12 protein-coding genes are annotated in these 12,859 nt (G+C 60.9%); 3 read left to right on the top strand and 9 right to left on the bottom strand.

What is annotated here, in order from left to right:
• Positions 1-105: 105 nt before the first annotated feature.
• From ACR0NB_RS06185 to rocF, 3 genes are read right to left on the bottom strand one after another with little or no spacing between them, the layout of a single operon-like run.
• Positions 106-1,146: an ornithine cyclodeaminase gene (locus tag ACR0NB_RS06185; protein WP_480775195.1), complete on the bottom strand. Its 1,041-nt coding sequence runs from the start codon at positions 1,144-1,146 to the stop codon at positions 106-108.
• Between the two features lie 10 nt (positions 1,147-1,156).
• The gene (ctlX, locus tag ACR0NB_RS06180; RefSeq protein WP_480775194.1) at positions 1,157-2,077 is read right to left on the bottom strand and encodes a citrulline utilization hydrolase CtlX; all 921 of its coding nucleotides are present in this window, start codon (positions 2,075-2,077) and stop codon (positions 1,157-1,159) included.
• Positions 2,077-2,997: an arginase gene (gene rocF, locus ACR0NB_RS06175; protein WP_480775193.1), complete on the bottom strand. Its 921-nt coding sequence runs from the start codon at positions 2,995-2,997 to the stop codon at positions 2,077-2,079. The genes ctlX and rocF overlap by 1 nt, the downstream gene beginning before the upstream one ends.
• Before the next feature lie 86 nt (positions 2,998-3,083).
• On the opposite strand from rocF, the gene ACR0NB_RS06170 reads away from it, so the two are divergent.
• Together ACR0NB_RS06170 and mprF are read left to right on the top strand one after the other, a co-directional pair.
• On the top strand, positions 3,084-3,512 hold the full coding sequence (locus ACR0NB_RS06170) for an Lrp/AsnC family transcriptional regulator (RefSeq protein WP_093961837.1): 429 nt from the start codon (positions 3,084-3,086) through the stop codon (positions 3,510-3,512).
• A gap of 101 nt (positions 3,513-3,613) precedes the next feature.
• On the top strand, positions 3,614-6,223 hold the full coding sequence (mprF, locus tag ACR0NB_RS06165) for a bifunctional lysylphosphatidylglycerol flippase/synthetase MprF (protein ID WP_480775192.1): 2,610 nt from the start codon (positions 3,614-3,616) through the stop codon (positions 6,221-6,223).
• A gap of 3 nt (positions 6,224-6,226) precedes the next feature.
• Here the strand turns inward: mprF and ACR0NB_RS06160 are convergent, their stop codons facing one another.
• The 6 genes from ACR0NB_RS06160 to ACR0NB_RS06135 form a co-directional block, all read right to left on the bottom strand.
• On the bottom strand, positions 6,227-7,819 hold the full coding sequence (locus ACR0NB_RS06160; protein WP_480775191.1) for an efflux transporter outer membrane subunit: 1,593 nt from the start codon (positions 7,817-7,819) through the stop codon (positions 6,227-6,229).
• A 2-nt stretch (positions 7,820-7,821) separates the two neighbouring features.
• Entirely contained in the window at positions 7,822-8,967 is a 1,146-nt protein-coding gene (locus ACR0NB_RS06155) for an HlyD family secretion protein (protein WP_480775190.1), read from the bottom strand.
• Positions 8,968-8,988: 21 nt separating this feature from the next.
• Positions 8,989-9,348 carry a DUF3302 domain-containing protein gene (locus ACR0NB_RS06150; protein ID WP_093961840.1) on the bottom strand — a complete coding sequence of 120 codons (360 nt, stop codon included), beginning with the start codon at positions 9,346-9,348 and terminating at the stop codon, positions 8,989-8,991.
• 34 nt (positions 9,349-9,382) lie between these two features.
• Positions 9,383-9,952: a disulfide bond formation protein B gene (locus tag ACR0NB_RS06145; protein WP_170339003.1), complete on the bottom strand. Its 570-nt coding sequence runs from the start codon at positions 9,950-9,952 to the stop codon at positions 9,383-9,385.
• A 12-nt stretch (positions 9,953-9,964) separates the two neighbouring features.
• Positions 9,965-10,120 (bottom strand): DUF5993 family protein, encoded by a 156-nt coding sequence (locus ACR0NB_RS06140; protein WP_170339565.1) that lies wholly within the window; start codon positions 10,118-10,120, stop codon positions 9,965-9,967.
• A gap of 110 nt (positions 10,121-10,230) precedes the next feature.
• The gene (locus ACR0NB_RS06135; RefSeq protein ID WP_170419204.1) at positions 10,231-10,992 is read right to left on the bottom strand and encodes a DeoR/GlpR family DNA-binding transcription regulator; all 762 of its coding nucleotides are present in this window, start codon (positions 10,990-10,992) and stop codon (positions 10,231-10,233) included.
• Positions 10,993-11,210: 218 nt separating this feature from the next.
• Here ACR0NB_RS06135 and glpD point away from each other — a divergent pair, with 218 nt between their 5' ends.
• Positions 11,211-12,803 carry a glycerol-3-phosphate dehydrogenase gene (glpD, locus tag ACR0NB_RS06130; protein ID WP_480775189.1) on the top strand — a complete coding sequence of 531 codons (1,593 nt, stop codon included), beginning with the start codon at positions 11,211-11,213 and terminating at the stop codon, positions 12,801-12,803.
• Positions 12,804-12,859: the final 56 nt, after the last annotated feature.

Below are 12,859 nucleotides of genomic sequence, written 5' to 3'. Positions count from 1 at the left end.
GGCACGAAGTCTCGGTGCCGCAGTGGACCCAATACCTCAGTGTCGCAAAGACTGAACGGGGGCAGCGTCCCCATCCGGCCTAACGTCTAAATCGGGCGAAACGGCTCACTTGGCCCGCATGAGCATGCCAAACAGGTCGCGCGGATCGTCCGGGTCCGCCAGCATGTCCAGGGGCTCGAAAAACTCGGTTCCCTCGATCGAGCGCTTGACGTAGCGCAGAGCCGAGAAGTCCTCGATCGCAAAGCCGACGCTGTCAAACAGAGTGATCTGCCGGTCGTCACGGCGACCTTCGGCCTGGCCGGTGATGACCTGCCACATCTCGGTGACCGGGTGGTCGGGGTCCAGCGCCTGGATTTCACCTTCGATCCGGGTCTGCTCGGGGTATTCCACGAAAATGTCGGACCGCAGAAGTATGTCGCGATGCAATTCGGTCTTGCCGGGGCAGTCGCCTCCGATCGCGTTGATGTGCACACCGGGGCCGACCATGTTGTCGGTCAGGATGGTGGCATATTTCTTGTCGGCGGTGCAGGTGGTGATGATCTGCGCGCCCTCGATCGCCTCTTCGGCCGAGCGACACGAAACCACCTTCAACCCGGTCCCTTGCAGATTGGCCGCGCATTTCGAGGTGGCGGCGGGATCGATGTCGTAAAGGCGAACGGTATCAATTCCGCACATGGCCTTGAAGGCCAGGCACTGGAACTCGGATTGCGCGCCATTGCCGATCATCGCCATCGTCGAGGCGTTTTTTGGGGCCAGATATTTGCCGACAAGCGCCGAAGTGGCCGCGGTGCGCAGCGCCGTCAGCATCGTCATCTCGGTCAGCAGGGTCGGATACCCGGTGTACACGTCCGCAAGCAGGCCGAACGCGGTGACGGTCTGCAGGCCTTCGGAAGTGTTCTTGGGGTGGCCGTTCACATATTTGAACCCATAGGCCTCGCCATCCGAGGTCGGCATCAGTTCGATCACGCCATGCGGGGAATGGGCCGGGATGCGCGGGGTCTTGTCAAAGCTCTCCCACCGTTTGAAGTCGTCCTCGATCTGGGCGGCGATCTCGGTGATCATTCTTTCGACACCGATGTGGTGAATCAGCCGCATCATGTTGTCGACGGATACGAAGGGAACAAGCGCCTTGTCGGAAGGTTGCATGGGGTCTCTCCTAGCGGCGTGACAGGTGGATGCCTGCGATCATGCAGCGCACCGACCCGCCGGCGGTTTCGATGGTGGGAACGGACAGCGGCAGGGGCGTCGCGCTGTCCTGGATGATGTCGATCTGATCCGGGCGCAGCGCGGCCAATGCCCGGCTGGACAGCGCCAGAACCAGCCCGTCGCGGCCTGTCAGTTCGATGACGTTACCGGCAAATTCGGCGATCTGGTCGTGGGTCAGGTCGATCACCGTGCGGCCGGATTCCTCGAGCCGCGCCCGAACGGTCGCGCGCCGCTCGGGGTCGGTGATCATGTCCAGACAGATCAGGGCGTAATGCGTGCCGATCCCCATCAGAACATTGGTGTGATAGACATCGCGGCCTTGCGCGTCGCGGGCCTCGAAGGCGATGGGCTCGTAGTTGAAATGGGTGCAGAACCGTTCCAGCAGCACCGGGTCGGCGCGGTTGGATTTGACGGTATAGGCAATGCGCCCGACGTGATCGAGCACCATCGCACCGGTGCCCTCCAGCGCGAGGTTGTCCTGCTCGAGCCCGGAATAGTCGATCACGTCCTGTACGCGATAGTCGCGTTTCAGCATCTCGATCACATCCATCCGCCGTTCGCGCCGGCGCGAGGGGACGAACATCGGATAGATCGCCACGTGTCCGCCCGGATGGGTCGAGAACCAGTTGTTCGGAAACACGCTGTCGGGCGTGTCGTTGTCACCGAAATCGTCGAACACATGCACGGTCACGCCGGCGTTGCGCAGTTGCTCGACCGCGCGGTCATGCTCGTCGCGGGCGGCGGCCGAGGTCGCCTCGGCCGAGCGGTTGGCCAGCGTCTGGAACGCATTGTCGTCACGGGTCTCGGGGTTCGAGGCAAAGGCGTGTGGCCGGATCATGACCACCGCCGAAGGGGCCTGAAGGGAATGCATCAGAAGCTCCGGGTAATGCGGTCGAAGATGCGGCGCCCAAGCAGCGAGGCGGCCAGGTCGACCATCAGTTTCGCGGTACGGCCGCGCTCATCCAGGAAAGGATTCAGCTCGACCAGGTCCAGCGAGCAGACCAGCCCGCTTTCGTGCAGCAGTTCCATGGCCAGATGCGCTTCGCGTTCGGTCGCGCCGCCGGGAACGGTGGTGCCGACGGCCGGCGCGATGGCGGGGTCAAGGAAATCCACGTCCAGAGAGACATGCAGAATACCGTTCGCGGCACGGACGCGTTCCAGAAAGGCCATCAGCGGGGCCTTGATGCCGTGTTCGTCGATGCTGCGCATGTCGGCCAGCATGGCGCGGTCTTTCTCCAGCGCCGCGCGCTCGGCCGGATCGACCGAGCGCAGGCCGATCATGCCGACGCGGTCCGTGGGTATCGGAGCATCCAAAGCGGGGAAGGCGTCGAACCCGGGCTGGCCCGTGAAGTAGGCCACCGGAGTGCCATGCAGGTTGCCGCTGCCGGTGCTGTTGGGCGTGTGGAAATCGCTGTGCGCGTCCAGCCAAAGCACGAATAGTGGGCGCCCGATCTGCTGCGCATGGGCGGCCATGCCAGAGACCGTGCCCATCGACAGGGCGTGGTCCCCGCCCATGAAGATCGGCAGACCTTGTTGGGCCGCCTGTTGCGCGACCCGGATCAAAGCCCGCGTCCAACCTACGCATTCGGGTAGGGCAAAGAGGTGATCATGTTGCGGCATGTCGACAGTGTCCGGGCGGGTGTCGCCAAAGTCTGTGACCGTGTGCCCGAGGTCGGACAGCGCCTCGGAGATTCCGGCCACCCGGTACGCGTCGGGTCCCATCCGGCAACCCTGTCGCCGCTTGCCGACGTCCATGCCGGCACCAACGAGAATGACTGATTTGGTATCCATACGTTCATTTAGCGATGCAATGCGGGTTGCGTGAAGGAGGCAAAATGCTCAAAATGAAATCTGAAAATCCAAAATGGAAACACGGAATGGACGATCTGGACAGCCGCTTGCTCAGCGCCCTTCACCGAGACGCTCGCGCGTCCCTGTCAGAGCTTGCAGAAGTGCTGGGTGTAACGCGGACGACCGTGCGCAGCCGGCTGCAGCGGCTCAAGCAATCGGGTGAGATTGTGGGCTTTACTGTCCTGACCCGTCGGGACGTCGCGCAAAGCCCGGTGCGCGGGCTGATGATGCTGGAAATCGAAGGGCGCGGGACCGAGCGCATCATGGCCCGGATCGCGGCGATGCGGCAGGTGCGGGCGGTGCATTCCACCAATGGCGGATGGGACCTGATCGCCGAGATCGGGACCGAGACGCTGGCCGAACTGGACGAGGTTCTGTTCCAGATCCGCCGCATCGAAGGCGTGACCCGCTCCGAGACCAATCTGCTTCTGTCCACCCGAAAAGGCCGCTTCTGAACCGCCCGCCATTCACCAGCGCGGCATAGCTTTGAATACCAAACGATTTGTGCAAGAGTTTTCCCGCAGGCTTGATCAAGCCCATGGGCAGGGAAATCAATATGAGCACAGCAGACCCAGGCGAAAACTCGCGGGCGGAAATCCTGATTGCCCGGGGGACCGGTCTGTTGGAGCAGCCGGTCGTCAGGCTTGCGATACCTGTGGTGATAACGCTGATCGCGTTGACGGTGCTGCACGACCTGTCGAGCCATGTGAAATGGTCGGACGTGCAATCTGACATTGCCGGAACGTCTTGGCGGGTGATGTTCCTTGCCGTGTTCTGGACGGCCTTCAGTTTTCTGTCTCTGTCCTTCTATGACGTCTTCGCCGTGCAGAGCGTGGCGGGGGGAACGGTCCCCCTTCGCATCGCGGCCATGGCCGGGGCCAGCGGCTATGCGGTGTCGAATTGCCTCGGATTTTCGTACATCACGGGCACGGCGATCCGCTATCGGATCTATGCGTCGCTGGGGTTGGATCTGGGACGGGTCGCGGGCGTGATCGCCACATCATGGGTGGCTTTCTGGATGGGCCTGATCCTGATCCTCGGCGGAATGATGACGCTTCATCCGGACGGGATCGCCCAAGCGCTGCCGATCAGTGGAACTCTTGAAACGGTCATCGGGGTTGCCCTGCTGGTCGGTCTGCTGGTTCTGTTTGTATGGCTGGCCAAAGGCGGGCGTCGGCTGGCCTTTGGCGGAGTGGGATTTGACCTGCCCGGAGGCAAGTTGGCCAGCCTTTTGACACTGGCCGCAATCGGGGATCTGTTCGGCGCGTCGATGGCTCTTTATGTTCTGATGCCCGACGATCTAGGCGTCGGTTATCCGTATTTCTTCACCATCTATATCTGCGCAATCGCAGTTGGGATTCTCAGCCATGCGCCGGGCGGAATCGGTGTGTTCGAAGCCACTTTGATCGCAGGGCTGGGGGCCTCGGGTCGGTCGGACGTGATTGCCGCCTTGCTGCTCTACCGGGTTGTCTACACGTTTTTGCCATTTGCCATCGCAAGCCTGTCGATCGCCGTCGCTTCGGCGCTGGCACACCGGCATCACATCAGCGGCGCGGCTACTTGGTTCTATCGGGCCGTCCGGCCAATCGTGCCGATGGTGGCTGCCGGTATCGCGGCAGTGGCCGGTGTGGTTCTTCTGGTGTCCGGCACCTTGCCTGCCAGCTCGACGAAGCTGGGGATCCTGCGCGAGTTTCTGCCCCTGTCCTTCGTCGAGGCATCGCATCTGGCCGGAAGCGCCATTGGCGTTCTGCTGCTGCTTGTGGCGCGGGGGCTGTACCGCAAGCTCTACCGGGCATGGATCGTTGCCATGATCCTGATGCTGGCCGGGTTCTTCGCGTCGCTGGCCAAGGGGCTGGATACGCATGAGGCCATCGGAATGCTTGCAGCCATCGGTTTGTTGGCCCTGTTTCGGGGGGCTTTCTACCGGGTAAGCGGCGCCTCTATCTTCCGGCTGAACATTCCTTGGCTGGTCAGTCTGATCGCGTTGCTGGCGGTGATCTTCTGGATCGGGTTGTTCGCCTATTCCCATGTCGAATACGAAAACGCGTTGTGGTGGGAGTTTGCATGGAATGGCGATGCCTCGCGGTTCCTGCGCTCCAGCATGGTGGTGGCGGTCATCGTCGGGGTGGTGGCCGTGAACTCGCTGTTCGGACGCACCATCCCCGCACGTCACCGCACCGAGATTCCTGCGGCGGTCGAACGTTTGGCGCTGGCCAGCGAAGACACCGAGGCGCAGATCAGCCTGACCGGCGACAAGCAGTTCCTGATCGCGCCAGATGAAAGCGCCTTTCTGGCCTATGCCGATTCCGGCAACGCGTTGATCAGCAAGGGCGAGCCTGTCGGTGATGAGGCCGCCGGCCACCAACTGATTTGGCAGTTGCGCGAAATGGCCGATGCCGAAGGCAAGCTCTGCGCATTTTACAGCGTGTCCACCAAGTACCTGCCTACGTTTCTGGACCTCGGGTTGTCGATCCTCAAGATCGGTGAGGTTGCCCGGGTTCCGCTGAAGGACTTCACGCTGGACGGCAAATCCCGCAAGCGGTTCCGTCAGGCCCGGAACCGGGCCGAGCGTGAAGGATATGTCTTCGAGATCATTCCCAAAGAACAGCTTGCACCGGTCCTGCCCGAACTGCGCCAGATCTCGGATCACTGGCTGGAAGGCAAGGCGGGCGCGGAAAAGGGTTTTGCCCTAGGCGGGTTCGACGAGCAGTATTTGTCCTATTTCGATCATGCGGTTCTGAAGAACGGCGAGACAGGCAATATCGTGGCTTTTGCCAACCTGTTTCAGGGTGGCAACAAGTCGGAATTGTCGCTGGATCTGATGCGGTACGAGCCCGACTGCCCCAGCTTTGTCATGGACGCTCTGTTCGCCGAGATGATGAACTGGGGCGCCGGCCAAGGGTTCAATTGGTTCTCATTGGGGGCCGCGCCGTTTTCCGGGATCGAGAACCGGCAACTCGCCTCGCTCTGGAACCGGATCGGCGGCTTCGTCTACGAGCACGGCGAGCAGTTCTATCACTTCGAGGGGCTGCGCGCCTTCAAGCAAAAGTTCGACCCGGAGTGGAGCCCCAACTATCTTGCCAGTCCAGGCGGTCTGGCCGCGCCGCGCATCCTTTACGAGGTGAACATCCTGATCTCTGGCGGCCTGACGGGCCTGACGAAATAGCGCCTAGTTCAGACTTGCGCGTGTTGGGTCCTGCTGCAGCAGGTCCCCCCAATCGGTGCGATAGGACATCTCGGCCAGTACGGTTTCCGGCAGAAACTCCTGATTCTGACGGATCTGCCAGCCCCCGCCCAGACCCTTGTAGACCGCGACCAGATTCGACGACACCTGCTGGCGCGCCTCGATCAGGTTGGCTTGCGAGCGCAGAAGCGCGGTCTGCGTGTTCAGCACGCGGGAATAGTCTGCGATGCCGTCGCGATACTGGCTGACGGCAATGTCGGCGGCCTTGCTCGCTGCGTCGACGCTGCGTTGGTAGAACGTCACCTGCTTGCGCGCCTGGGCATAGGCAACCATGGCGCTTTCGACCTCGGAATAGGCGGTCAGCACGGTGTTCTGATAGTTGGCGATCAGCGCCTGATAGGCGGCGTCCTGCGCGCGCACGTTGTTCTTGATCCGCCCATAGTTCAGAACGTTCCAGACCACGCCGGCGCTGGCCAGACCTGTGGTGCTGTTCGAGCTGAACAGGTCGCGCCCGCCGGACGCTTGCAGGCCGATCGAGCCCGACAGGATGAACTGCGGATACAGGTCCGCCATGGCAATGCCCACTTGCGCCGATTGCGTGGCTGCAGCCAGTTCTGCGGCGCGAACGTCGGGGCGGCGGCGCAGCAGTTCGGCCGGAACACCGACGGCGACGTTCGATCTTGCTGACGGGATCCGCCCGGACGTTCCCAGAAGGCCGGTCATGCGCGACGGTGTCGAGCCCAACAGAACCGCCAGCGCGTTCTTGGCCTGCTGCAGATCGCTTTCCAGCGTCGGCACCAGCGCCTTGGTGTTGTTCAGCAGGGCGGTGGATTCCTGCACATCCAATTCCGTTGTCACACCATTGTTGAACCGCAACTGGGTCAGATCATTGGCTTCCTGCTGCAGCTTGATGTTCTCGCGCGCGACGGCCAGCGACTCCTGCAGGGCGCGGATGTTGATGTACAGCGCGGCCACATCGCCCGTCAGCGTCACCAGCGCATCGTCATAGTTGGCGACCTGTAGCGCCAGGTTCGATCGCGCCGCCTGCACGCCGCGCCGCTGCGCGCCCCAGACGTCCAGTTCCCACTGGGCGTCAAATCCCACCTGCGACGTCGAAAACTCGGTATCCAGCGGAATGATCCGGTTGATATCGGCAATGGGACCGAGGTTGTCGCTGATCCGGCGCCGCTCCAATGATCCGCCCACGGCCTGAGATTGCGGATAGAGCTCGCCGAAGGCGATGCCCAGTTGCGCGCGGGCCTGCAACACGCGCGCGCCTGCGACCTGAAGCGTCAGATTCTGGGCATAGGCCTCGGCCACCAGCTTGTTCAGGGTCGGATCATTGAAGCTCTGCCACCATTTGACCACGGGGGCGCTGCGTGATGTCAGACCGCTGGCCTGGCTGGCGCTGGGGCTGTTGGCCTCCATCCACTGTTTCACGACCGGCGAGTTGGGGCGCACAAAATCCGGCCCGACCGGGGTGCATGCAAACAGCAACGCGGCGCTCAGCGCGGTGCCAACCAACATGTGGCGGCGGTTTCGTGGCCTGCGCGGATGGTCCGGGTTCATGTGTGTCATGCTCAGATATCCAACGGTCGGATGAAGTTGGCGAAGGAATAGAGGCGGATGTTGATGCGGCGCAGAAACTCGAAGCTTGTGCCTTGCCCGGTATAGATGGCCACGGCCGCGTGCCCGCCAGCGGGGAAGGTATGCCCTTCGGGGACGTCGACCGAAATCTGCACCGCGATGCGCCCGGGAATTTTGGGCAGCTCGAACCCCGGCAGGCGGCCAGAAGGCAGGTATTGCCCCTGCCGGGTGGCCCACCAGATGGCCTCGACCCTGCCGGTCAGTATTTCACCCGGGTACAGGTCCAGCGCGACCTCGACAGGCTGACCGGGTTCGACGAATTTCAGGTTCTGCTGGCGGTATGTGGCCAGGATATAGGGCGAATCCTCAGTCACGAAGCTGGCGATGGCCCCAAGTCGGATATCACCGACCACAAGGCCGGGACGGGCCTGTTGCGAGACGATCATACCGTTCTCAGGAGCGTAGATCGTTGTATTATCGAGGAAATACTGTGCTTCGGCCAGCTGCGCCTTGGCTTGAAGGATACCGGTGTTCACTCCGTCGATCTGTGATTCCTGCGCAAGTTGCGCCTTTCTTAGATTGGCCTCAGCCTGTTTGACCGCAGCCTGATCTTCGGTCACTTGTTCGTTCCAGCGATCCAGCTCGTCCTGACGCGCACCCCCGGCAGGCACCAGGTTTTCATAGCGCGCCTTCTGCGTCATCGCATAAGCCAGCTGGGCATTGGCGCGCTCCACCGCCTCGGTCGAGGCGATCACGTCCTGTTCAAGGATTTTGGCGTTCTGCTCGGCAGCCACCAGTTGGGCCTGCGCGTTCTCGACGGCCAGCTTGAACACCGTGTCATCAAACCGGTACAGCGGATCGCCCTTGGTGATGGGCGTGTTGGGTTCGACCAAGACCTCGGTCAGGATGGTCGGTTGGGTCAGTTTCGGGACGATCTGGATGGTGGACCGCACTACGTGGCTGTCGATCGAGAAGGGTTGGTAGAACCGGAGCGCGACCAGGAAGATCAGCAGCAGATGGGCGCCGACCCAGAACGACACGATCCCCCAGACAATGTTGAACTTGAGCCATTGTGCTTTGAAGAAAATGAACCAGACAAAAATGATGTAGAAAAGCGTGATGCCGAGGGCGACGAACATAGTGGTGGATTTCCTTCGGCGTCAGGTTTTCTGTGGGTCGTCTGCAGCAGGGGCCCGGTACTCGTCCTTGACCTGCCCGCCAAGGCGCTCGATCTCCTTGCGGATCGCTTCGCGCTCGCCCTCGGGCAAGCGGCGGATGTCCACGGTCATGCCATCATGGTAGGCCCAGATAAAGGCGTGCACCCAGGGGATGATCGCCAGAAACCCCATCCATCCCATCAGTTTGACGGCTTCGGCATGGGGGTGGTTCCGTTTGATTGCGATGCGGCCGGGCAGGCCCATGATGAACAGAAACAAGGCCATGACCGCCGCAAGCAGTAGGATCAGCGCTACGAATGTCAGGTAGTCATAATAGCCCAGCGGCTGCCCCAGTAGTCCCATCGTCGCGCCTCCTGTCTGGACGGTTGCCCCATCCTCAGTTGTTGGTGTCCAGTTCGTCAATCAATTTGTAGCTGGTCGGCGGGTCGGCGCAGATGCCCGGACCGCATTCCAACAGCGTCGAACCGGCGTTCAGCACCGCTAGACCCAGCATGATGAAGAACGCGACCTTTGCCAATGTGCTGCCGCCAAAGCGTGGTTCCGCGCGCGTGTCCGAGACATACTGTTTCTCGAACATCAGCATGATGGCGGTGCCCAACAGGATCAGGAAAAAGCAGATGGCAGCCCAAGTATAGTAGTGCAGGCCCAACACAGGAGAGCCATAGTGCCCGGTTCCCGGCACGATGTGCAGAAGGATCTGCCGCACCGACACGCTGCCGCCGTAGAGGGCCGCAATCAGCATGATCGCATAGTGTTGGGGCCGCGGGCCATAAAGCAGGTTCAGGCCCAGACCAACACCAACCGCAACGAAGCCAACTCGCTGCAACAGGCAGAGCGGGCAGGGCAGTTCGTACAGCTTGAGCTGGTAGACATAGGCCAGCAGCAGAACAAGGCTGACGGCCAGCATTCCTAGGGCATTCAGAGTACGGGACAGTTCAGGTGTCATGATCGTCCCTTTCTACAACTGAATTGTCAGTTGGCTGGTGGCGTGAAACTTGAGCCAATAGACGCTCAACGCCAGCGTGAGAAAGAAAACCACGTTTCCGGCTTTTGTCCGTCCAAAGTAGTTCAGCGCCATAACGGCTGTAAGTAACGCAAATAAAAGCGCGATCATGGCTCGGTCCTCCCCTCCCGTGCAACGATTGCAATGGTGGTGATACTGTCAGGCCCGCTGCCATCTGGCAAGTTTTGGGATCGTCCGTTCGCCTTAAGTGCGAGCGAACCCTAGCCGCACACCACCAATTGAGTCTGCCATTCGCGGCAGCACGCAGCCAGTTCGGATGTGACGGGTGCGTCTGTATAGAACGTGTCGATTTCGGACAATGACGTGATGCGGGCCGGGGCCGACCGCTGGAATTTCGAGTGATCGGCAACAAGGCTGGTATGCCGCGCCTGCGCGATGATTGTCTGGCTGACGTTCACTTCCTGAAAATCGAAATCCAGCAGATCGCCTTCGCTATCCAACGCAGAACACCCTATGACCGCGTAGTCAAACTTGAACTGACGAATGGTCGAGACTGTCAGATTACCGATCAGGCCCCCATCTGATCGGCGCAGAACACCACCAGCGACCACGATCTCGCATTCAGGGTTTTCGACCAGAATGTTGGCCACGTTCATATTGTTGGTCACGACCATCAGGTTCTTGTGGGTCAGAAGTTGCCGCGCTACGGCCTCGGTCGAGGTGCCGATATTCATGAACACCGATGCTCCGTCGGGTATGTCGGCGGCACACCGTTTGGCAATGCGTGTCTTGGCTTCGTCGTTCAATCCGCGGCGGTCTTCGTAACCGATATTCGAAACGCCCGACCTCAGAACCGCGCCGCCGTGAACGCGGTCCAGCATCCCGGCATCGGACAGTTCCGACAGGTCCCGACGAATGGTCTGGACAGTGACATTGAACCGCTCGGCCAGATCCTCGACCGCGACACGTCCGTTTTGCTTGGCAAGGCTCAGGATGTCGGATTGGCGAAAGGACAGGGACATATTCGGCTCCGCGGGTGTGGCTCTGTTCGTTTTTGTTCTTTTTGGGCATCGAGCGCAAGCCTGATGTTTTCTTGACTGGGTGCCGAAGGAGAAAGAAGTGAACGACGATCAAGTTGCACGAGATGCGACAAAGCGAACAAAAACGAAAATCGAAATTGACTAAACGAGTGTCGGTCGCGTTAATGCGCGCGACCCTTTTGCAAATGGAATCATCAAACATGGAACAGTCGGACACCCAGATCACCGATCTTTTCATCATCGGTGGCGGCATCAATGGCTGCGGCATCGCGCGCGACGCGGCCGGGCGCGGGTTGAGCGTCACGCTTGCCGAGATGAACGATCTGGCCTCGGCCACCTCGTCAGCCTCGACCAAGCTGTTTCACGGAGGGCTGCGCTATCTGGAGTATTTCGAGTTCCGTCTGGTCCGCGAGGCCCTGATCGAACGTGAAACGCTTTTGCGTGCCATGCCGCATATCAGTTGGCCGATGCGGTTCATTCTGCCGTATCACCCGGACATGCGGTTTGACTCTGAAACGCCCACGTCGCGCTTGTTGGGGACGGTCTTGCCGTGGATGAAGGGGCGGCGGCCTGCCTGGCTGATCCGTTTGGGGCTGTTCATGTATGACAACCTAGGCGGCCGGAAGATCCTGCCGGGAACAAGTTCATTGAACCTGCGCACGGCGCCCGAGGGTGCGCCGCTGCAGGACAAGTTCGAAACCGCGTATGAGTATTCCGATTGCTGGGTCGAGGATTCAAGGCTGGTGATCTTGAACGCACGCGATGCAGAGGCACGCGGCGCGCGGATCTTGGTGGGCACCAAGGTTCTGTCGGCCGAACGCAGCGAAGATGTTTGGCAGATCACCGTGCAGGATTGCGAAAGCGGTGAAACCCGTGAACTGCGCGCGCGGATGCTGATCAATGCGGGCGGGCCGTGGGTTGGAGACATCATTCGGACCAAGATCCGTTCGAACTCACGCGAGGGCGTGCGGCTGGTGCGCGGCAGCCATATCGTGACGCCGCGTCTCTACGACCATGACAAATGTTACTTCTTCCAAGGTGAGGACGGGCGCATCATCTTCGCCATTCCCTATGAGCAGGACTTTACACTGATCGGGACCACTGATCAGGACCACCCCGATCCGTCCGTGCCGCCTGTCTGCACCGAGGCCGAGCAGGATTATCTGTGTGCCTTCGCGTCCAAATACTTCAAGAAGCCGGTCTCGCGTGACGACATTGTCTGGACCTACTCCGGCGTGCGCCCGCTGTATGATGATGGCGCCCAAAGCGCCACGGCTGCGACGCGGGACTACACATTGAAAGTGGACGCCGAGGGCGGCGCGCCGGTCCTCAATGTGTTTGGCGGCAAGATCACAACCTATCGCCGCCTTGCCGAAAGCGCGATGGAGAAGGTGGCCGAGCACTTCCCAGACCTCTCTGGCCCTTGGACTGCGGGAGTTGCTCTGCCGGGCGGGGATTTCCCGGTCGACGGGGTCGAGGCACTGGTTGCCGGATTGAAGGCCGACTACGGATTTCTCACCGACAAATGGGCGCACAGACTGGTACATGCGTACGGCACCGAAGCACGCATCACCCTCGGGAACGCGGTCCAGGCCGATGATCTGGGCGTCGATTTTGGCGCGACCCTGACCGAGCGTGAGCTCGAATGGCTGATGGACAAGGAATATGCCCGTACAGCGCAGGATGTGATCTGGCGTCGAAACAAACTGGGACTGCGCCTGAAACCCGAGGAGGTTGAGCAGATCGAGACCTGGATGCAGAAGCGTCGTCAGGAACAACTGAAAACCGCTTAATAACCCACCAAAGAAAAACGCCCCGCAGTTTTCGCGGGGCGTATCTTTTTTCTGTC

It is taken from the genome of Ruegeria sp. CG3 (assembly GCF_056537205.1).
Note: the sequence above shows the minus strand (reverse complement) of the source record. Positions and strands in the feature narration are given on the sequence as shown.